Annotated in this window: 19 protein-coding genes; 11 read left to right on the top strand and 8 right to left on the bottom strand. The window is 71.3% G+C overall.

The genetic code is table 11. The features are described 5' to 3' along the window. Positions 1-16: 16 nt before the first annotated feature. The 8 genes from ACSUPV_RS19060 to ACSUPV_RS19025 all read left to right on the top strand — a co-directional run bounded on the left by ACSUPV_RS19060 (position 17) and on the right by ACSUPV_RS19025 (position 9,169). Entirely contained in the window at positions 17-2,365 is a 2,349-nt protein-coding gene (locus tag ACSUPV_RS19060) for a class I tRNA ligase family protein (protein WP_436947890.1), read from the top strand. Beyond that, positions 2,362-4,359 (top strand): FAD/NAD(P)-binding protein, encoded by a 1,998-nt coding sequence (locus tag ACSUPV_RS19055; protein WP_436947889.1) that lies wholly within the window; start codon positions 2,362-2,364, stop codon positions 4,357-4,359. Before ACSUPV_RS19060 ends, ACSUPV_RS19055 begins: the two co-directional genes overlap by 4 nt. 13 nt (positions 4,360-4,372) lie before the next feature. Continuing rightward, positions 4,373-5,794, top strand: a complete 1,422-nt coding sequence (locus ACSUPV_RS19050) for a class-II fumarase/aspartase family protein (RefSeq protein WP_436947888.1) — start codon at positions 4,373-4,375, stop codon at positions 5,792-5,794. Beyond that, positions 5,794-6,369 (top strand): nitroreductase family protein, encoded by a 576-nt coding sequence (locus ACSUPV_RS19045; RefSeq protein ID WP_382613581.1) that lies wholly within the window; start codon positions 5,794-5,796, stop codon positions 6,367-6,369. Before ACSUPV_RS19050 ends, ACSUPV_RS19045 begins: the two co-directional genes overlap by 1 nt. 10 nt (positions 6,370-6,379) lie before the next feature. Continuing rightward, positions 6,380-6,835 carry a pyridoxamine 5'-phosphate oxidase family protein gene (locus ACSUPV_RS19040; RefSeq protein WP_031116795.1) on the top strand — a complete coding sequence of 152 codons (456 nt, stop codon included), beginning with the start codon at positions 6,380-6,382 and terminating at the stop codon, positions 6,833-6,835. Next, positions 6,832-8,106, top strand: coding sequence for an MFS transporter (locus tag ACSUPV_RS19035; protein WP_359785547.1), 1,275 nt, complete (start codon positions 6,832-6,834; stop codon positions 8,104-8,106). The genes ACSUPV_RS19040 and ACSUPV_RS19035 overlap by 4 nt, the downstream gene beginning before the upstream one ends. Before the next feature lie 140 nt (positions 8,107-8,246). Continuing rightward, positions 8,247-8,405 (top strand): hypothetical protein, encoded by a 159-nt coding sequence (locus ACSUPV_RS19030; protein WP_359785544.1) that lies wholly within the window; start codon positions 8,247-8,249, stop codon positions 8,403-8,405. Positions 8,406-8,449: 44 nt separating this feature from the next. Further along, entirely contained in the window at positions 8,450-9,169 is a 720-nt protein-coding gene (locus ACSUPV_RS19025) for a helix-turn-helix transcriptional regulator (RefSeq protein WP_051648812.1), read from the top strand. On the opposite strand, the gene ACSUPV_RS19020 is transcribed toward ACSUPV_RS19025, so the two are convergent. The 8 genes from ACSUPV_RS19020 to ACSUPV_RS18985 form a co-directional block, all read right to left on the bottom strand. After that, the gene (locus ACSUPV_RS19020) at positions 9,123-10,457 is read right to left on the bottom strand and encodes an ATP-grasp domain-containing protein (protein ID WP_051648811.1); all 1,335 of its coding nucleotides are present in this window, start codon (positions 10,455-10,457) and stop codon (positions 9,123-9,125) included. The genes ACSUPV_RS19025 and ACSUPV_RS19020 overlap by 47 nt on opposite strands. Before the next feature lie 114 nt (positions 10,458-10,571). Further along, positions 10,572-11,537 carry an ornithine cyclodeaminase family protein gene (locus ACSUPV_RS19015; protein WP_436947887.1) on the bottom strand — a complete coding sequence of 322 codons (966 nt, stop codon included), beginning with the start codon at positions 11,535-11,537 and terminating at the stop codon, positions 10,572-10,574. A 78-nt stretch (positions 11,538-11,615) separates the two neighbouring features. After that, positions 11,616-12,887 carry a DegT/DnrJ/EryC1/StrS family aminotransferase gene (locus ACSUPV_RS19010; protein ID WP_436947886.1) on the bottom strand — a complete coding sequence of 424 codons (1,272 nt, stop codon included), beginning with the start codon at positions 12,885-12,887 and terminating at the stop codon, positions 11,616-11,618. Positions 12,888-12,934: 47 nt separating this feature from the next. Beyond that, positions 12,935-14,308: a cation:dicarboxylate symporter family transporter gene (locus tag ACSUPV_RS19005; protein ID WP_382613592.1), complete on the bottom strand. Its 1,374-nt coding sequence runs from the start codon at positions 14,306-14,308 to the stop codon at positions 12,935-12,937. A gap of 14 nt (positions 14,309-14,322) precedes the next feature. Further along, positions 14,323-14,913: an NADPH-dependent FMN reductase gene (locus ACSUPV_RS19000; RefSeq protein WP_063740782.1), complete on the bottom strand. Its 591-nt coding sequence runs from the start codon at positions 14,911-14,913 to the stop codon at positions 14,323-14,325. Positions 14,914-15,097: 184 nt separating this feature from the next. Then, complete coding sequence (locus tag ACSUPV_RS18995) at positions 15,098-15,325, bottom strand: response regulator transcription factor (protein ID WP_436947885.1); 228 nt, start codon at positions 15,323-15,325, stop codon at positions 15,098-15,100. Further along, a complete protein-coding gene (locus ACSUPV_RS18990) occupies positions 15,322-15,756 on the bottom strand; it encodes a hypothetical protein (protein WP_436947884.1) in 435 nt (144 codons plus the stop codon). Before ACSUPV_RS18990 ends, ACSUPV_RS18995 begins: the two co-directional genes overlap by 4 nt. 173 nt (positions 15,757-15,929) lie before the next feature. Beyond that, positions 15,930-17,252, bottom strand: coding sequence for a cation:dicarboxylate symporter family transporter (locus tag ACSUPV_RS18985; protein WP_078650835.1), 1,323 nt, complete (start codon positions 17,250-17,252; stop codon positions 15,930-15,932). A 199-nt stretch (positions 17,253-17,451) separates the two neighbouring features. Here ACSUPV_RS18985 and ACSUPV_RS18980 point away from each other — a divergent pair, with 199 nt between their 5' ends. From ACSUPV_RS18980 to ACSUPV_RS18970, 3 genes are read left to right on the top strand one after another with little or no spacing between them, the layout of a single operon-like run. Beyond that, positions 17,452-18,147 (top strand): response regulator transcription factor, encoded by a 696-nt coding sequence (locus tag ACSUPV_RS18980; RefSeq protein ID WP_031116785.1) that lies wholly within the window; start codon positions 17,452-17,454, stop codon positions 18,145-18,147. A gap of 1 nt (position 18,148) precedes the next feature. Further along, the gene (locus ACSUPV_RS18975) at positions 18,149-19,660 is read left to right on the top strand and encodes a sensor histidine kinase (RefSeq protein WP_436947883.1); all 1,512 of its coding nucleotides are present in this window, start codon (positions 18,149-18,151) and stop codon (positions 19,658-19,660) included. After that, positions 19,654-20,298, top strand: coding sequence for a response regulator transcription factor (locus tag ACSUPV_RS18970; RefSeq protein ID WP_436947882.1), 645 nt, complete (start codon positions 19,654-19,656; stop codon positions 20,296-20,298). Before ACSUPV_RS18975 ends, ACSUPV_RS18970 begins: the two co-directional genes overlap by 7 nt. The last annotated feature ends 53 nt before the right edge of the window (positions 20,299-20,351 follow it).

The following is a 20,351-nucleotide window of genomic DNA, read 5'->3' as shown; positions in this document are numbered from 1 at the left end:
GCGTTGGGTGGTCCCCATGCCCCCGCCGAACGTCACCGGCACGCTGCACCTCGGCCACGCCCTGACGCTGTCGGTGCAGGACGCCCTGGTCCGCTCGGCCCGGCTCGACGGCACGGACGTGCTGTACGTGCCGGGCACCGACCACGCGGGGCTCGGCACCTACGCGGCGGTGCGCCGGGACGAGACCTTCCGGCCGGACCTGCCGGTGGCCGAGCGGACCCGGGCCTGGGCCGACCACTACCGCAAGGTCATCGTCGGTCAGTTCCACGCCCTGGGCCTCGACTGCGACTGGGACACGGAACTGCACACGCTGTCCCCGGCGTACCGGGAGCTCGTCGACGGGACCTTCGTCCGGCTGGCCGAGGCGGGGCTGCTGCACCGCTCGGCGCGGGTCATGCCGTGGTGTCCCTCCTGTCGCAGCACGGTCCCGGACGTGGAGCACGCGGTGGGCACCGAGCGGGTCCCGCTGGCGCTGCTGGTCGTGCGGCCGCACGGCAGACCGCTGGTGGTGGAGCTCGCGGCGGCCGAGGAACTGTGGGGCGCGGTGGCGCTCGCCGTCCCCGAGGGGCACCCGGCGGCCGGCGGTACGGCCGTGCTGCCGGCCACCGGCCGGGAACTGCCCGTCCTGGCGGCTGCGACCGGCGCACCGCGTCCGGTCGTACCCGCGCACCGGCAGCAGGACCTGGAACTCGCCGAGGCCCATGGACTGCCGTGGACCGGGATACTCGACGCCGACGGCCGCTCGCTGGTTCCGGACCTGCCCGGACTGTCCAGGCAGGAGCTGCGCCGTGCGACGGTCGAGCGGTTCGGTCTGCGCACCGTCGCGCGCCAGTGCGCCGTCGAGCGCTGCGGGGTGTGCGGCAGCGAGCTGATGGCCCGGCTCCACCACCAGTGGTATCTGCGGCTGGCCCCGCTCATGGCCCCGGTGCGCACCGCACTGGACAACGGCGACCTGGTGATCCGGCCGAGCAGTGTGGAGCGCGAGGCGCGGCACTGGCTGGACTCCGCGCGCGACTGGTGCATCAGCCGCCAGATCCGCTGGGGTCAGCCGATTCCGGCGGTCGTCTGCGGCGACTGCGCCTACTGGACGCTGCCTCCCGCCGGGGCCGGGAGCTGCCCCGACTGCGGTGGCGCCCTGCGGGCCGAGACCGATGTGTTCGACACCTGGTTCAACTCGGCCCACTGGCCGATCGCCGTCTCCGGCTGGCCGGCCGCCACCGCGCGGAGCCGGTATCCGGCCGCCGTGATGACGTCCGGCCGCGACATCCTGTTCTTCTGGTTCATCCGGCTGCTGGCCATCGGAACCTTCGTGACCGGCTCTCCGCCCACCCGCGAGTGCTGGCTGCACGGCCTCGTCGTGGACGAGCACGGCCAGAAGATGAGCAAGAGCCGCGGCAACGGCGTCACCCTGGACGACGCTCTCGCCGAGCACGGCCGCGACGTGCTGCGTGCGGCACTGCTCTCCGCATGCCATGACGCCGAGGACATCAGGATCCGCCAGGACATCTTCACGCAGCAGGCGGTCGTCCGCCGCCGCGCCGTCGACCTGGCCGAACTCGTCGTGCGCACCCCCGAGCCCGCTTCTCGGCCCACCGCCGCGGACGAGCTGGAGCACTACGCCCGGCACGCCGCTCGGTCCACCCGGGCGGCCGTCCGCCGGCATCTGCGGGAGCGGCACTTCGACCGTGCCGTCGAGGCCGTCACCGCGTTCGGCACGCGTGTCCTGGGACGCTACGCGACCGTGCGCGCCAAGGCCGACGGCGCCGGCGTCACCCCGCAGCTGCTGCTCGACCTCGCCGCCGTGTACGAGCCGTTCATGCCGGACACGGCGGCCGGGCTGCGCAAGGCGGCGGCCACCCGCTCGGCCGCGGACTGGCTGCCCGACGAGCAACTGGTCGCGGCGGTCCGGGCCGTCCTGGCGACGGTGGAGGAGGCGGAACGGCTGCGCGGCGTGGCAGGCATCCCGGTCGGCGTCCCGGTGACCGTCGAGAGCACCGACACGGCGGTGGCGCGGCTGCTCGCGACGCGCTGGTTCGGGCACCTCAGCGAGCTGGCCCTGGTCCCGGGTCCGCCGCCGGACGGCGCCTTCGCGGTGACGGTTCCCGGAGCCCCGGGGCTGCGCCTGTGGCTGCCCGCCGCGCTGGGCGCCCCGGTCCATGACGACGTACGGCGCAGGCTGCGCAAGCTCGCCCGGGAACGGCGGCGACTGGCCCACCGGCTCGACCAGGTGCGCCACGGCCGCACGTCCGGCGGGTCGCGCGAGCGACTGGCCGGCCGGCTGGCCCGGGCCGAGGAGGCCACCCACGAGCTGCGCGGCGTCATGGCGGCGGTGGCCGGCCGGCCGCAACCCGGCGGCCGGGGATGACGGACGGGCGGATGAAGGTCTGCGTAGTGGGCGCGGGCCCGCGTGGCCTCTCGGTGGTGGAGCGGATCTGCGCGAACGTCCGGCGGTCGGCCGAGCCCCTCGCGTGCACGGTCCACCTGGTCGACCCCGCCGCGCCCGGCGCGGGACGGGTGTGGCGCACCGACCAGTCGCGGCAGCTGCTGATGAACACGGTGGCCTCGCAGGTCACCATGTTCACCGACTCCAGCGTGACGATGCGCGGGCCGGTGGAACCGGGCCCGAGCCTGTACGAGTGGGCCCGCCGACTGGCCGCCGAGGCATCGCCGGACGCCCCCGGCGGGCCGGAGGAGGAGTACGGGGAGGCCACCCTGGCCGAGGCCCAGAGCCTGGGCCCGGACTCCTACCCCACGCGGGCCTTCTACGGCGCATACCTGCGGTGGGTGCTGCGTACCGTCGTGGACGGTGCCCCCGCGTCGGTGTCCGTGCGCTTCCACCGGTGTCGGGCGGTCGCGCTGGACGACGCCCCCGACGAGCAGGTGGTGACGTTGGAGGGCGGTGCGCGCCTCACCGGCCTGGACGCGGTCGTCCTGGCCCAGGGGCACGTGCCCGCCCGGCCGGACCCGCACACCCTGACGCTGGCGCGCTTCGCGGCAGAGCACGGTCTGGCCCATGAGCCGCCGTGCAACCCCGCCGACGCGGACCTGTCCGCGATCCGGCCCGGTGAGCCGACGCTCCTGATCGGCCTCGGCCTGAACGCCTTCGACCACATCGCCCTGCTGACGGAGGGCCGCGGAGGCTCCTTCGAACGCAAGGGCGACGAGCTGGTCTACCTGCCCTCCGGCCGCGAGCCGCAGCTGTACGCCGGTTCGCGGCGCGGCGTTCCGTACCACGCCCGGGGCGAGAACGAGAAGGGCGCCTACGGTCGCCATGAACCGCGGCTGCTGTCCCCGCCGGTGATCGCCCGGCTGCGCGCCGCGGCGAAGCACGGCACCCCGGTGGACTTCCGTACGGACGTGTGGCCGCTGATCGCGAAGGAGGTGGAGAGCGTCTACTACGGCGCCCTCCTCGCCCGGCGCCGAGGCCGTGCGGCGACCGGGGCGTTCACCGCACGGTTCCTGGCCGCGGCCCGCGGCGCCGAGGAGGACGAGCTGCTGACCCGGCACGGCATCGGCCGCGGCGAGCGCTGGGACTGGGAGTGGATCGAACGCCCCTACGGGTCACGGGAATTCGCCACCCAGGACAGCTACCGGGAGTGGCTGCTGGAGTATGTGCGGCAGGACGTCCGGGCGGCGCGGGAGGGCAACGTCAGCGGACCGCTCAAGGCAGCGCTGGACGTCCTGCGGGACCTGCGCAACGAGGTGCGGCTGGTCGTGGACCACGCGGGCATCAGCGGCGAGTCCTACCGCGACGACCTGGACGGCTGGTACACGCCGCTGAACGCGTTCCTGTCCATCGGGCCGCCGGCCCAGCGGATCGAGGAGATGAGCGCGCTGATCGAGGCCGGGGTGCTCGACGTGCTGGGCCCCGGGCTGCGCGTGTCGACCGACCCCGTCCGGCCGGCCTTCGTGGCGTGGTCGGCGCGGATCCCCGGACACCGGGTGCGGGTCTCCGCGCTGATCGAGGCCCGGCTGCCCCCGCCCTCCCTGCGGCGGACCGCCGATCCGCTGCTGTCGCACCTGCTGCACACCGCACAGTGCCGCCCGTACCGGATCCCCGGCCGCGGCGCGGAGGCTTACGAGACCGACGGGCTCGACGTCACCGACCGCCCCTACCGCCTGATCGACGCTCAGGGGCGGGCGCACCCGCGACGGTTCGCCTACGGCGTGCCCACGGAAGCGGTGCACTGGGTCACGGCCGCCGGGATCAGACCCGGGGTCGACTCCGTCACCCTGGGCGATGCGGACGCGATCGCACGTGCGGTGCTCGGCCTGGCCGAGACGGCCGCACCCGCTCCCCTCGACGCGGTCGGCACAGGCGGTCCGTACTGCTCCGACAGTCGGGCCGACGCTCGATGAAAGGCGGATTGCCATGGTTGAAGAGGTGAGCGCCTGCTTGGACGTGGGTCTGCTGTCCCCGGTCCGCGCGGGCTGCCCAGTGGAGGAGGCCGTCTGCGACCAGGCCTGGCTGCGGGCCATGCTGGAGGCCGAGGCCGGTCTGGCCCGGGCCCAGGCGAGGCTGGGCACCGTTCCCGCAACGGCCGCCCGCGCGATCACCGAAGCGGTCCGGGGCTCGCACTTCAGCGACACGGACCTGGTCGCCGTCGCCCGCGCGGCACGGGAGACCGCCAACCCCGTGGTCCCTCTGGTCAAGAGCCTGACCTCGGTCGTCGCGGCGATCGAACCGACGGCGGCCGACTACGTCCATCGCGGGTCCACCAGCCAGGACATCTTCGACACCGGCGCCATGATCGTCGCCGACCGGTCCCTGCGGCTGGTACGCGCCGACCTGGGGCGCATCGCGACGGCCCTGGCCGCCCTCGTAGAACAGCACCGCGACACCCCGATGACCGGACGCACCCTCGCCCTGCATGCCGTGCCGACCACCTTCGGCCTCAAGGCGGGGGGCTGGCTCGAGCTCGTGCTGGACGCCGGCGAACGGCTCGACAGTCTGCTGACCGCAGGACTTCCCGTCTCCCTCGGCGGCGCGGCGGGCACCCTGGCCGGATACCTGGAGTACGCGCGTCCGCTGGACGGCGGCGCCTACGTGGAGCAGTTGGCCCGGGCCTTCGCCGAGGAGGTGGGGCTCGGTCACCGCCCGACCCTGCCCTGGCACGCGCTGCGCACACCGGTCGCGGACATCGCCGCCGTGACGGCGTTCGTCACGGGTGCCCTCGGCAAGCTGGCCGTCGACGTGCTGGTGCTGGCGCGGACCGAGATCGCCGAGGTCGCGGAGCCGACCGCCGCCGGCCGCGGAGCGTCCTCGGCCATGCCGCACAAGCGCAACCCCGTGCTCGCGACCATGATCCGCTCGGCCGCCCTCCAGGTGCCGGTACTCGCGGCGGGGCTCACCCAGGGCCTGGCGACGGAGGACGAGCGGTCCGCCGGGATGTGGCACGCCGAGTGGCAGATGCTGCGCGAGTGCCTGCGCCTGTGCGGCGGCGCCGCACACACTGCCGTGGAGCTCGCCGAAGGCCTCCGGGCCCGCCCGGCGCGGATGCTGGAGAACCTCGAACTGACCGGGAACCAGCTCGTCTCGGAGCGGCTGACGGCGGTGCTGGCTCCACGCCTGGGCAAGGCCGTCGCACGCGAACTGCTCACCCGGGTGTCGGCGGCCTCGGCCGAAACCGGGCGTCCACTCGGCGACCTACTGGCCGAGACACCCGGACTCGAGGACCACCTGGACCTCTCGGAGCTGCCCATGCTCCTCGACCCGACGCGGTACACGGGTGCCGCCGGCGCCCTGGCCGACCGCGTCCTGGACCGCTACGCGAAAGGAACCTCATGGACGTGATGACCGCTGTGCTCACCCGCCGCAGCGAGCATCGGCTGGTCGAGCCGTCCCCCTCCATGGAGGAGCTGACCTACCTGCTCAAGGCGGCGTCGTGCGCCCCCGACCACGGCCGGTTGCGCCCGTGGCGATGGCTGCTGGTCAGTGGTGACGACCGGCGGGCGCTGGGCGAGGTGATGGCCGAGTGCAACGGCAAGAGCGTCGAGTCGATGGTCGCCAAGACACACCGTGCCCCGCTCCTCGCCGGGCTGGTCCTCTCCCCGGACCCCCGCTCCCGCGTGCCCGAGTGGGAACAACTGGCCGCCGCCACCGGCATGGTGACGTCGCTGATGCTGCTGCTGCACGCGCGTGGCTTCGGCAGCATCTGGCGGACGGGCGAGCAGGCCGACGCGGCGCCGATGCGGCGGTTTCTGTCCGTGGACGAACACGAGCGCGCGCTGGGCTGGTTGTATATGGGAACACCGGTCCGCGACGGATCCGTGGCGAGGCGCCGGCAGCCTGTGGACATCGGCTCACGGCTGCAGGTCTTCTCGGCGCCGAACGATGTGGAACCGGAACTGGTCTCGGCACGGAGGTAGCTCGACAGCGATGCTCGACGACGACATGCGCCGCCTGGTCGCGGCCCAGGGGCTGGGCTTCGTCGCCACGGTCCGCCCGGACGGCACCCCGAACCTGTCTCCCAAGGGAACGACCGAGGTGTGGGACGACGAGCACCTGGTCTTCCTGGATCTGCACTCGCCGGGCACGGTCGCCAACCTCGCCGCGAACCCGGCGGTGGAGATCAATGTCGTGGACCCGGTCCGCCGCAAGGGCTACCGCTTCCGCGGGGTGGGGCAGGTGTTCACGCAAGGGGAGACGTACGACCGGATCGTGCGGCGCTTCGCGCGTGAGCGGGGCACCGACCCGGCGCGTGTCAACTCAGCCGTCCTGGTCCGCGTCCTGAAGGCCGACCGGCTCGTCTCACCGGCGTACGAAGGCGGTGCCACGGAGGAGGAGATCGCCGCGCGCTGGCGTGCCCGGCTGCTCTCCGGGGAGTCCGAGTGAGCGCACAACCGGAGGGCGGGCCGGCCTTACCGTCCACGGCCCCCGCCGAGGAGCGCGATCGCCGGCTGAACCGCGCGATACGCCCCTTGCTGGTCCAGTACGTCCTCGCCTTCACCGGGTATCTGTCGCTCACCCCGGTCCTGGCCGTCCTCGTCAGGGACGGCTGGCACCAGTCCGGCCTGGTCGTCGGGCTGGCGCTGATGGTGTTCAGCTGCTCCTCCCGGGCCGGCTCGATCGTGTTGAGCCCGTGGCTCGAGGGCAGGTCGGGCGTCAGGGTGCTGCTGCTGGCCAACCTGCTGTCCGGCAGCTGTTTCCTCACCATGTCGGTCGCCCACTCCGTGCTGCCGCTCATCGTGCTGCTCGCGGCGGGCGGCACCGGCGTGAGCCTCAACGGCCTGGTCGTGCGGTCGGTCGTCGCGGAGTGGACCAGCGGCTCCCCGGCCCAGGTCACGGCCTTCGCGAAGCTGAACGTCATGCTGAACCTGGCGGCGGCGGTCGGACCGCTCATCGGCACCGCCGTGCTGGACACCGACGCCCCCTGGCGGCTGATGGTCGTGATCGCCGCCGGGTACTACGCGGCGGCCCTGTCGATGCTGTTCGTCGTGCGCAAGGAGGGCAAGGGCTTCGAGCGGGGCGGTAAGCGCTTCTCCTTCCGGCAGTACTGGACGGCGCTGCGCTCGTCGCCGTTCCTGCGCCGTACGGTGCTGGTCTCCACCGTCGGGTGGGTGCTCTACGCCCAGATGTACTCGGCGCTGCCGCTGTACCTGTTCGCCACCGCGGGCTCCAAGCTCCAGGTGGCCACGTACTTCACCATGAGCGCGATCATCATCGTGGTGCTCCAGATCCCCGTTTCCAAGGGGGTGGCACGGCTCATGGAGGCCCGCGGGGTCGCGCTGACCACGGTGATCGGCACCGGCATGGGATGCTTCGCGGCGGCCTTCGCGGTGCTCGCCCTGTCGGGGGGCGACCCGGTCGCGGCGTACGCGGCGGTGGCGACGTTCACGCTCGGCGAGATCCTCTTCGCGCCGTCCGTGGACACGGCGTTCGCGAAGGCGCGGGACGAGTCGACCGGCAGCTTCGTCGCCGTCTACACCGGCAAGCAGATCACCCTCGCCTCGGGAGAGGGGCTGGGCATGCTCCTCGGCGGCGGCTTCTTCGAGTACGTGCGGGGTGTCTTCTCGCCCACCGTGTACTGGGTGGCCTTCGCCGCGGTGGGTGCCGTGGCCGCGGCCGGGACGGTGTTACGGCGCGTCCGGCCCCCGTCCGTCTGACGGCTCATGCGTCCTCTCCCCGGGGGAGAGCGACGGTGAAGAGTTTTTACGAAGATCTCACGTCCCGGTACGCCGGACCGAACACAGTGCTGACAGAGCCCACTTACGTTGGTCGTCTGCGCTGGGACGAGGAGAACTCGGTGAGCACTCAGAGGATGTTCATAGCGCCGGTCGTGTCCACCACGGTGGTCGGCGCGATCGCTGGGCTCGGCGGTGTCCGGCGCTTCGGCCGCCCGCCGGCCCGTGTTCCTCTTCCCGAGGACGATCCCTCGGTCGCGAAGGTCGAGATCTCCCGCTAGGGCCCCCTCCCCCCTCTGGTCCTCACCAAGGAGAAGTCAGAACCATGTCCGTGCAGCCGACGGCGACTGATGAGACGGATCTGGCAGGCATCTTCGTCATACTCCGAGACAGGCTCACCCGGTTACGCGTCGAGCAGATCCTGAACGGTGCGAGCCGGCGGGCGCGGGTGTACGAGTCCCAGGACATCGAGGAGATCGTGGAGGACGTCGTACGGGAAAGAAATCCGGTACTGATCGTCTCGCTGCACGAAATCGATGGCTTGAACCGATCCGCCCTGACACTGTGCGCGGCCACGGGAGCGAAGGTCCTGGTCCTGGTGGACGACACGCAACGGGCCCCGTGGGAACGGCTGGCCGGCATTGCCGTGAGCGGATGTCTGTCGACCGCGGAACTGTCCGAGAAGGGCCTTTGCCGGGCGATCGAGCGGATGCTCGCGGGTGAGGTGCCGGTTTCCGGAAATCTGATACACGCTCTGTTGTCCCTGGCCGTGGGCGCCCCCAGGGATTCTCAGGACCACCTGGTACGGATGACTCCACGGGAGCAGGAGGCACTGGTCCTCCTCGTCGACGGACTGAGCAACAAGCAGATCGCGCGGCAGCTCGGCATCTCCCTGCACGGCGCCAAGCGTCTCGTCGCCAACATCCTCGCCAAACTGAACTGCACCAACCGCACCTTGGCGGTGACCAAGGCCTTGCGGAGCGGTCTTTACGACAAGGTCAGAAACAGTCGCCAGGACCGTCCGCTGCTGCTGCAGCGGGGGTGACCTCGATCTTGACGCTCGCGGCCAGCCGCTCCGCCGTGTCGACGGCCTCCTGGAGCGTCGCCCCGGTGACACAGACGAAGGACGAACGGTCGTAGGAGGACTTCAGCGGCGCCGTCTCGCTCCCCTCCTCGAGGGCGAGCTTCCCGGCGAGGAGATGCGGGGAGGCGGCGACCTCCGCCCAGCCGTCCACGGCGGTGACGGTCCCCGCGGGCGGCGTCAGGAACCGGATGGCGGCGGCGCGCCGGGCGCCCCAGCCCGAGACGTCCACGGGCTTGCCCAGGAACTGGTCGAAGACGGCCCCGTGCATCTGCGTGTCCGTGATGTGCTGCGCCATGACGTGGATGTAGTCCCCGCCGGGGCGCACATGCACCTCGCCGAGCACGATCCCGCCGTCCCGCTCCAGCCAGAACTCGACGTGGAACACGCCCCAGGACAGCCCCAGGGCCGGCAGGGCCCGCTCCAGAGTCGACGCCACGTCGGCCTGCGCGTCCGGCGGAAGGTCCGCGGGCATCGCATGCCCGAGTTCGATGAAGTGCGGGGCGCCCGTGGTGACCTTCGCCGTGACGGCCAGCAGCCGCGGCACACCGTCGACGAAGACGCCCTCCGCGCTGAACTCCTCACCCGTCTGGAATCCCTCGACGAGGACGTCCCCCGCGAGAGCTGCCTCGGTCGGCTCGTCGGCAGCCATGTCCATCCCCTGACCGACGAGTTCCTCCCTCAGCTCCCGCCGCGCCCGGGCCAGATGGACCAGGGCCGCCGCCAGGTCGCTCTCGTCGCGCACCAGCGACACCCCGGCGCTGCCCCGGCCGGTGGGCGGCTTGACGATCCACGGTCCCGGCCGGTGGGCGGCCAGGAACGCGCGTATCTCCTCCTCCGAGGAACAACGCGCCACGGGCGGCTGCCGGAAGCCCCGCTCGGCGAGCGCGGCACGGCAGGCGAACTTGTCCTGAATACACCGCACGGCGGCCCGGCCGTTGCCCGGGAGCCCCAGGGCCTCGGCGACGGCCGCGACGGACTCGGCCGCCGTCTCACGGGTTCCGTACACGCCCAGGAACTCCTGGCCCGCCTCCTTCTGCCGCATCGCCCAGGCGACCGTGGCCTCGACATCCGCGTACGGCAACTCCACGGTGCGGGCGGCGCGTTCGACGAGTTCCGGGACCTTGCTCAGATTCTCCCGGGTGTCGGCCAGTATCACGTCCAGCCCGCGCTCCTCGGCCTGCTCCATGCAGTGCGCGCCGGTCGGCCGAAGCGCACCACCGAGCAGCAGCAGAGAACGAGCCGATGCCATGCGCAGCCTCTTCCTCGTCAGGAACGGTGATCACCGATGCCTCGCCCATCATGGTGGAGCCGCGAGGCATGTCAATCGGACGGGTCCTCATTGCGGCCATGCCGGGACGCCCGTTCAGAAGGGGATGTCCCGGCCCGCGCGGGCCTGCACGGCGCGCCGGTAGAGCAGGTCGCACACGAGGGCGTCCTCGGTGGGGATGCCGACGGATTCGAAGAGGGTCAGTTCCTCGGCGGAGGTGCGGCCCGGGTGCTCCTTGGAGAGGACGGCCGACAGCTCGGTCATGGGCGGGCGGGGCGGCAGGAGGCCCTCCGCGATCGGGATCAGGATGTCGCCCGCCTCGCGCAGCACGGCTTCCGTGGACTCGACGAAGAGCGAGGCGTCCGCGACCAGCCGCGACGGCAGCTCGCGCCGGGCCGGGCCGTACGCTCCGACCGCGCTGATGTGCGCGCCCGGGCGGGGCCGGAAGGCGTCGGTGAACAGGGGGGCGACGGCGGACGTGACCGTGCAGATCACGTCGGCGTCCTCGGTGGCGCTCTCGACGCTGTCGTGGAGCTCGACCTCGATCCCGACGCCCCGGGCCCACTCGGCGAGCCGGCGAGCCCTGTCCATGTCCCGGCTGTGGAGCCGGACGGAGTCCCAGAGGCGGATGCCCGCGAGGCCCTCCAGGTGGCTCCGCCCCTGCACGCCCGCGCCGATGACGGCCAGGGTGCGGGCATCCCGCCGTGCCAGCAGGTCGGTCGCGAGGGTGGTCACCGCGGCGGTGCGCAGTGCGGTCAGGGCGGTGGCGTCCATCAGGGCGAGGGGCCGGCCGGAGTGGGCGTCGAAGACCACGGCGAGCCCCTGGACGCTCGGCAGCCCCTGGGCGGTGGCGCCGTCGAAGAGGCTGACCAGCTTGACGGAGAGGGTGGCCCCGTGGGCGGCGGGCATGAACAGCAGCTGTCCCCCCGGGGTCTGCACAGCGCTGCGGACGAACCCGTCACTGCCGTCCTGGGCCGGGACGAACGCCTCGCCGATGACGGCGGCGAGGTCGGAGACCGAGGTCAGGTCCCTGATGGTGGTCGCGTCGAGGAGCTTCAACACGGGTTCTGCTTTCGGTCGCGGCGTTCACGGACGGGGGCGATGCGTCGTGCGGGGCGCCCTCGGCTGCGCGGGCGGGCCTCAGCCGCAGCGTACGGTGCGCAGGGAGTCGTCCAGGAGGTCGCAGAGCACGTCGATCTCCTTGTCGCTGAGCCCGGGGTGGCAGGGCAGGTTGACCTGCTCGTGGAACCACAGCCGCTCGGCGACCGGGCACTCGCCGTAGTAGTGGCTGCGGGCGCGCCACTCCGGGGTCAGGTGGAGCGGGAAGTAGCGGAGGATCATCTGCACCCCGCACTCGCGGAGCTCGTTGACCAACCGGTCCCTGTCGATCTTCCGTGGTCCGCGTACGAAGAAGGTGAACAGGTGGTGCGACTGCTCGGCCCCCGCCGGTTCGACGGGCAGTTCGACGCAGTCGGTGTGGTTCTCCAGCACCTCGCGCAGACGGGAGGCGATCAGCCGGCGGCGTGCCACCAGCTCGGGCAGGGCGGCCAGTTGCACGGAGCCGACGGCCGCGGCGGCTTCGGAGAGCGTGGCGTTGGTGCCGTGCCGGAGCAGGGCGGCGCAGTCGTGGGTGTAGGCGTTCCCGGGGTAGAGGGCGCCGGGGAGGGCTTCGGCGGAGTCACCGAAGCGGTGCCGGTGGGGCACGAAGTGTGCGTCCGTCTCGTTCCCCCGGAGCCGTTCGACCCGCTCGGCCCACTCGTCGTTGTGGAGGGTGAGCATGCCGCCCTCGCCGAGGGTCGTGATGTTCTTGCTGGAGTGGAAGCTGAAGCAGCCCATGTCCCCGAGCGAGCCGGGGCGGCGGCCCCGGTAGGAGCTGCCGATGGCGTGTGCGGAGTCCTCGATGACCACGGCGTCGTGCGCACGGGCGATGGCCATGATCGTCTGCATGTCGGCGGGTAGGCCCCCGTAGTGGACGAGTATGACGGCGCGGGTCCGGTGGTTGACCAGCTGTTCCAGGCGGACCGGGTCCATGTTCATCGTGTCCGGGCTGACATCGCAGAACCTGACCCGTATGTGCGGGTACTGGAGCAGCGGTTGAAGGGTGGCCTGATAGGTCTGCGGAGTGACGACCACTTCGTCCCCCGGGCGCAGGTCCAGCAGGTGGATGGCGAGTTCGAGGGAAACGGTGCCGCTCGTGGTGCTCAGGGCGTGCGGGGTGCCGACGTAGGAGCGGAAGTCCTGCTCGAACCGGGCCCGCCAGGCGCCACCGGACAGCGTCGCGCCCGAACGCAGGACCTGGGAGACCGCTTCGAGCTCCGCGGCTCCGACCTTGCTCCCGACCGGGAGGTACGGCACACGGTAGTCCCGGTCCGGCGCGGCGTAGGCGGACACCTTGGGTATCTCGTCGATCATCATGTCGCTCCCACAGTCGTCTCAGTCGAACGGTCGTCTCAGTCGCCTCACTTGGCAGGGGCGCTCGCGGTCAACTGCCTGCTCGGTCCGGTGTCGCCGTCGTCGCTCTCGGGGACGTCCGCGACGAAGGTGGCCTCGTCGAAGGGGATTCGGCCCTCGAGGACCTGGCCGACGCGCTCCTTGTCGATCTCCTTGGTCCAGGTGCCGACGAGAACGGTGGCGACGGCGTTGCCCGCGAAGTTGGTCAGGGCGCGGGCCTCGCTCATGAAGCGGTCGATGCCGACGATCAGGCCGACGCCCTCGACCAGTTCGGGGCGGTGGGACTGGAGGCCGCCGGCGAGGGTGGCGAGCCCGGCGCCGGTGACGCCCGCCGCGCCCTTGGACGCGATGATCATGAAGGCCAGGAGGGAGATCTGCTGACCGATGGAGAGCGGATCACCCATGGCCTCGGCCACGAAGAGCGAGGCCATCGTGAGGTAGATGGCCGTGCCGTCGAGGTTGAAGGAGTAGCCGGTCGGGACGGTGATGCCGACCACGGGCTTCGAGACGCCCAGGTGCTCCAGCTTCGCGATCAGGCGCGGCAGCGCCGTCTCGGAGGAAGAGGTGGAGAGGATCAGCAGGAACTCGCGGCCCAGGTACCTCAGCAGGGAGAAGATGCTGACGCCGGTGCACAGCTTCAGGAGGGGGCCCAGCACGAGGAAGACGAACAGGACGCAGGTGACGTAGAAGCCGGTCATGATGACGGCGAGGGACGTGAGGGCGTCGACGCCGGTTTCGCCCACCACGGCGGCGATCGCGCCGAACGCGCCGACCGGAGCGGCCCACATGATCATCGACAGGATGCGGAAGACCAACCGCTGGATGTGTCCGATCCCCCGCAGGATCGGCTCCCCGGCCGAGCCCATCGCCTGGAGCGCGAACCCGCACAGCAGCGCGACCAGCAGCGTTTGGAGGACGTCGTCCTCGGTGAAGGCGGAGACGAGGGTGGTGGGGATGATGCCGAGGAGGAACTCGACGGTCCCCTCGCCGCCGTCCTTCGCCTGCTCGGCGCCGACCTCGGCGGTCTCCTGCGTCAGGTGCAGCCCGTGGCCGGGTTCCAGGAGGTTGCCGACGACCAGTCCGATGGCGAGGGCGACGGTCGACATCACCATGAAGTAGCCCAGTGCCAGCCCGCCGACCGCGCCGACCTTGGCCGCCTTGCGGACGGAGCCCACGCCCAGCACGATCGTGCAGAAGATGATGGGCGAGATCATCATCTTGATCAGCGCGACGAACGCCGCACCCAGCGGTTTCAGTTCCTTCGCCGCCTGTGGAGCGACGAGGCCGAGGGTCACGCCGATGACGACAGCGACGATCACGGCGAGGTAGAGAAAGTGGCTGCGGTCGGCTCTGCGGCGGCCGGTCTGTGCTGGCGTCGACATCGGGGACCTGCTCCTTAGTTGCCGTGCAGGGCGAGAGCGCCGGCGGCCGAGGACATGGACGACAGGGCGATCAGTTGGCGGCTCATGGCGGTCAGCCGCGCTCGTGCCGCCGGTGAGGTGAGCCTGCGTCGACCGTCGTGGGTGCGGGTGAAGTCAGTGGGTACGGTGACGAGCTGGTCGGGGACGGCCAGTCCTTTCAGGGCGCGTACGACCACCCGCAGGCTGTCGCAGACCTGGGTGGCGGAGAGGTTCTCGCCGTGCGCGAGGACCCCGACCGGCTTGCCCTGGACATGCGGGGTGTCCAGGTGGTCCAGGGCGTTCTTCATCGCTCCGCTGAAGGAGCCGTGGTACATGGGGGACGCGAGCACGAGCACATCGGCGCGGTCCGCGAGCGCCACGAGTTCGCACGCGGCCGGGTCGGCGTAGTTCATGCCCCGGCCGTGGCGGGCCGCGTCCAGGATGGGCAAGGGCCGGGTCGCCAGATCCCAGATCCGGTTCGTCACGCCCAGCTCCGCCAGGCACTCGGCGGCGGTGGCGACCGCCTCCCTGGAATGCGACCCCACACTCGGACTGCCGCAGATCAGCAGTGCTTCCGGACTCGTCATCGACGCCCCTTCTCTCGCATGCCGTCTTCTGCCGGAACACCTTGCCCGCGCGGTGCCGGGGAGGCCGTCACCCGGACTCGTCACGGAGGCAGACTTACCTACCGGTAGGGAGTGGTTGAAGCTCTCTGTCCGCTCGACGACGAGCGCTGTCACAAACCGGATCCCGGCGGATCCGGGTGTGCGATCAGAAAGCCCTTTTCGTCGCGCCCAGGTAGCCACGACGGGCGGCGATGGCTCCGGCCTCGAACCTGCTGCGCGCGTTCATCTCGTCCAGCAGCCGGGCGACGGTACGGCTGACCGTGCGCTTCGACACCACCAGGCGGTGGGCGATCTGCTCGTCGGTGGAGCCGTTGGCCAGCATGCGCAGGACTTCCTGGGCGTGTCCCTTTTCCAGCGAGGGGTGGACGCTCACCGAGAACGGCTTCGCCTCGTCCCACAGCCCAGGAAGAGGTAGTGCAGCATGCTCACGGTCTCGGGGCAGTCGGAAACGGTGGTGTTCTCCTCCCGGTCCCGGCCGGCGCTCCCCCCGCCGGCCAGGGGGCCGACCACGGCCGTGGTGTTGTCGACCACCGAGATGGGGAGGGGGACCTGGGCCGAGGTGCGCACCTGGATTCCCGAGCGGGCCTGCCACTCCACGTAGGCGCGGACGTCGGGAAGGGCGGCGAGCCGCTCCTCCCAGATGACCGATATCCGTACCCAGCGACGCAGCAGGTTCAACAGCAGCAGCCGCTCCCCCTCCCGTTCGACCGGGCTCATCGTCTCCCCTGAGCGGACGAGTACGAGTTCGTGCCGGGCCGTCGCCAGGGCGGAGCGGAACCTCCGGTCGGGGTGGTGGAGGGTCATTCGTGCCGGGGTTCGTGGCGAGCGACTCGGTGCGGTTGCGGTGGCGTTCACTGTCATGCCGTACGGCCTCTTTCCATGGTGACGCGATGACGCGATGGCGCGATGACGGAAGGGCTGGAGGGCGGGGGCGGGGGGATGGAGGGTGCGTGTGTGGTGTTTTTTTCCGGGGTGGGTCAGTCGTCGGAAATGCGGACCTCGACGACGGAGGTGTCCTCGCCGGGCCGGTCCGGTTCGACAGGACGCCGCGCCGACAGCGTCAGGTGCAGTCGATCGAGGTCGAGCTGTCCGGCCCACCGGGTGATGACCAGGGTGGCGACCGCGTTCCCGATCAGGTTGGTGATGGCCCGGAACTCCGACATGAAGCGGTCGATGCCGATCAGCAGGGCGATCGCCGTGAGCGGGAACGATTGGGTGAAGGAGACCGTCGCGACCAGCGTCAGCAGCCCGGAACCGGTGACACCGACCGCCGATTTGGACATCACCATCGCCAGGACGACGAAGAGGAACTGGTCCGTGAGGGAGAGGGGGTTCCCCGTCACGGTGGACACGTAGACCGCGCCCAGCGTGAGGTAGATGCAGGTGCCGATCAAGTGCAGGGACTGGCCGCCGGCCATCAGGGGGGCGCTCGTCGCCCGAGGCACTCCCGCCAGTTCCAGCTTGCGCAGGACGCGGGGGAAGACCGGGCCCGAGGACGAGGTCCCGATGACCAGCAGTATCTCGTGCCGTAGGTACTTGAGCAGGCCGAGCAGCGACCAGCCGTGCAGCCGCGCCAGCGGACCCAGCCCGCCGAGGACCACGACGGTGCAGGTGAGAGCGAAGGTGAGGAAGAGGTAGAGCTGCCCGCTCAGATGCATCGCACCGAACCGGCTGGCGGTGTACGCGCTGCCTGCGAAGGCGGCCAGCGGGGCGCAGACGAGGACGAGGCGTACGGCACAGAAGAGCAGGTGACTGCACCGGTTGATCAAGTCCAGTACGGGGACGACCCGTTCACCTCCCAGGATCATCGCACCGCCGATCAGCGCTCCGACGCACAGCGCATGCATCGGATTTCCACTGGTGAAGGCGGAGAAGAAGCTCTCCGGGAGGAGGGTGTCGAGGCCGGTGGAGAAGTCCTCGGCCTGGTTCCGCAGGGAGGCGACCTGATCGGCGGCATGCTCCTGCGGGACCTCCCGGAGAGGCAGCAGGGAGAGCAGGTTCCCGACGAGCAGCCCGATGACGAGAGCGGCCGCGGTGGCCGCCTCGTAGTAGATCAGGGCCTTCAGCGAGAGGTGGCCCATCTGGCGTCCGCTGCCCAGCGAGGCCATGCCGCCGGCCACGGTGGTGAAGATGATCGGCGGGATCAGCAGCATCATCATGGACACGAAGCCGTCGGCGACCACGTGCAGACGAACGGCGAGTCCGGGTGCCGCGGCCCCGAAGGCGGCGCCGAGAATGAGGCCCCACAGCACCCAGGCGGTCAGCGACCTGGGCGCAGCATTGGTCAGGAACCTCCACATCGCGCGCTCTGTCCCCTTCGCGAGCCCCGTTGGCGTCCCGGAGTGGCTTTCCGGGCCTCCGACAGTAGGGCGGCAGTGAAAGAAACGTGCTTGTACATCTGTAACACAACGTCAAAAGTTTGTAGCGGGCACGACATGTGGGAGGTCTGACGTACGTTGACTGACGTCCCACACTCATATGTTGACCAACGGGGGTCGTATGAAGGTGTTGCTGGTTGAGGACGACGCAGAGGTGGCGAGCGCCCTCACAGAAGGACTGGAGGACCACGGCTGGACGGTGGACCATGTGTCCACCGGCCGGGCGGCGTTACGGGTGCAGGATCCGGGTGAGGTCATTCTGCTCGACCTCAACCTTCCTGACATGGACGGGCTTGAGGTGTGCCGGGGGCTGCGCGATGTCCGCCGGGCCCCGATCATCGCCGTGACGGCGCGGTCGGACGAGATGGACAAGGTGCTCTGCCTGCGCCTGGGCGCGGACGACTACGTGGTCAAGCCGTACCGGCTGCAGGAGCTGCTGGCCCGCATGGTCGCGGTGGTGCGCCGCGCGCGCGGGACCCAGGAGGAGCGCGCCGACACCGTCGTCACCCAGGGGGCGTTCAGCATCGACCGGGATCGCCGCGAGGTGCGGGTGATGGGGCGTCCCGTGCACCTTACCCGCAAGGAGTTCGACCTGTTGGTGCTGCTCTCGAGCGCTCCGGGTCGGGTGTTCTCCCGGGAGTATCTGCTGGCGGAGGTGTGGCGCCAGGACTGGATGGGCAGCAGCCGGACACTGGACACGCACATCGCGAGCCTGCGGCGGAAACTCGGCAGCGCGGAGTGGATCAGAACGTCGCGCGGGGTGGGGTTCAGCTTCCACCCGCCGTCGGATCCGACGCCCGACATATCCGATGCGTGAGATGTACGGGGCGGTCCAGGCCTTGGTCGTCGTCGGCGTCCTCATCGGTTTGCTGGTGCCGCTCGGTCTACTGCTCGGCGAGAACAAGGTGGACGGCGCGGTGCAGGACATGCACCGGACGGCCCGGGAGGCGACTCCCGGGCTGGTCCGGGCCCTGGCGCGAGAGTCCCCGGAGGAGGCCGACGAGGCGCTCCTACTGGCCGAACTGGCCCGCGTGCACGGTGCCAGTGCCGTGGTGCGGAGGGCGGACGGCACGGTGGTGACGTCGCCGCGCACCCCTGCCGACCTGGTGGCGGAGGCGAAGCGGCTCTCCCCGCAGGACGGGACCCGCACCGTGGAGCTGCCGCGCGGGATGCCGCCCGGCGGCCGTGAGCGGATCGCCGTCGCGAGCGCCCTCGGGCCCGCCGGGGCCTCCGGAACGCTCCTGGTGGAGAAGTCCGCCGTCGGGTTGCGGGGCGAGATCCTGATGGCCTGGTTCGCGCTGTCGGCGCTGGTGCCGGTCGGCACCGCCCTGTGTCTGCTGCCGGTGGTGGTGCTGCGCCGTCGGGCGCAGTCCTCCCTGGAGCGGCTGCGGGACACCACACGGTCGCTGTCCGAGGGCGCGTTCCATGTCCGGGCCGACTTCGATGCCGCCGCTCTGCCCGCCGTGCGCGGACTCGCCCGGGACATCAACCAGTTGGCGTCCGTGATCCAGTCCGCGATCGAGGAGCAGAGGCACTTCCTGACGGACGTGGCCCACCAGCTTCGCAACCCGATGGTCGCGCTGCGCCTGCGGCTCGAGAACCTGGGCCCCCATCTCGCGGACGCCGAGGGGGTGCGCATCAGCCGCGTGCTGGCCGATGTGGACCGGCTGGACCGCACGCTGACGGATCTCCTGGAGCACGCCCGGTCGGCGCCCGACGTGCCGGGCGTCCAGATCGAGAACGTGTGCGGTGTCGCCGAGAACTGTGTGTGGGGGTGGGCGCCGGTCGCGGAGGCGCGCAGCGTCCGGCTGAAGCTGAGCATGCCGCGTCGGGCCTGGGCCATGACCAGGATCGGTGCGGTGGAGCAGACCCTCAACGTGCTGCTGGCCAACGCCTTGAAGTACGCGCCCGAGGACAGCGTGGTGGAGGTCCGCGTCGAGCGGGTGGGCGGCGGCCTGCACATCGCGGTGCGGGACCAGGGCCCGGGACTGTCCGACGTGGAAAGGAAGTTGGCGCTGAAGCGCGGCTGGAGCCGGGACGCGTCCGGCGGCAGCGGCATCGGGCTCTCCATCGCCACCAAGCTCATCGAGTCCTCCGGGGGACGGCTCCGGCTGAGGTCCTTGTCCCACGGGGGCCTGGAGGCAGTGGTGTGCCTGGTCAGCGCGCTGCCGATGGAGGACGGGCCGCCCGGGTCGGAGGCGGCCGACGACAGCGCCGCCGGCCCGCCCCCGGTCCAGGGGCCGCCCGGCCCGGCGCGCCCCGCGCCCGATGCGCCTGCCGTGCGCCCGCCGGACGCGACGTTCCTCGACCAGGACCGGAAGTCATGCTGAGCCCGCTGCCCGCTCCGCGCCTCCGCACCGCCGAGGAACTCCAGGCCGCGGCCCGGGAGGTCGTCGGGGAGAGCACGGGCGAGGCCTTCTGTTACTGGAACTACGCCTCGGTGGAGGAGCCGCTGCTGGAAGCCGTTCACCGCAGTGGCCTCCACTTGCGGGAGCGGGCGGGGGAGGTGCGCACCGTGCTGCCCCGCACGGTGCTGCTCACTCCCGAGATCGCCGACTTCGTGGACTGGCACCGGGCGTGCGGGTTCCAGGTGGGGACGAGCGCCGGACTGCCGCCGGGGGCCATGCTGTTGACGGACGCCGGGGCGCTGGTCACCACGGCGTTCGAGGAGGGGTGCGACTACGCCTGGATCCGGGACGGGCGGGTGCTGGAGGCGTTCCGCGCACTGGCGCGCATGCTGTGGGGACGCGCCGACGCCGTCGTCGAGGCGGGTGACCAGTCCCTGGGCGCGACCGACCGCAAGGTGCTCCTGATGCTCACACAGGGCGCGACCGACCGTGTCATCGCACGGGAGTTGGACCTCTCGGACCGCACGGTGCGGCGCATCGTCGCCAGCCTGCTGGAGCGCCTGGGGGCACGCAGCCGGTTCGAAGCGGGCATGCTCGCCGCCGAGCGTGGCTGGGTGTGAGGAAGGTCTGGATAGGTTCCGCCTATGATGACTACAAGATCTATGATTTGGAC

Source organism: Streptomyces sp. SudanB52_2052 (assembly GCF_964272415.1).
In the GTDB taxonomy this organism is placed as follows: domain Bacteria; phylum Actinomycetota; class Actinomycetes; order Streptomycetales; family Streptomycetaceae; genus Streptomyces; species Streptomyces olindensis.
This window is presented reverse-complemented; position numbering and strand designations above follow the sequence as displayed.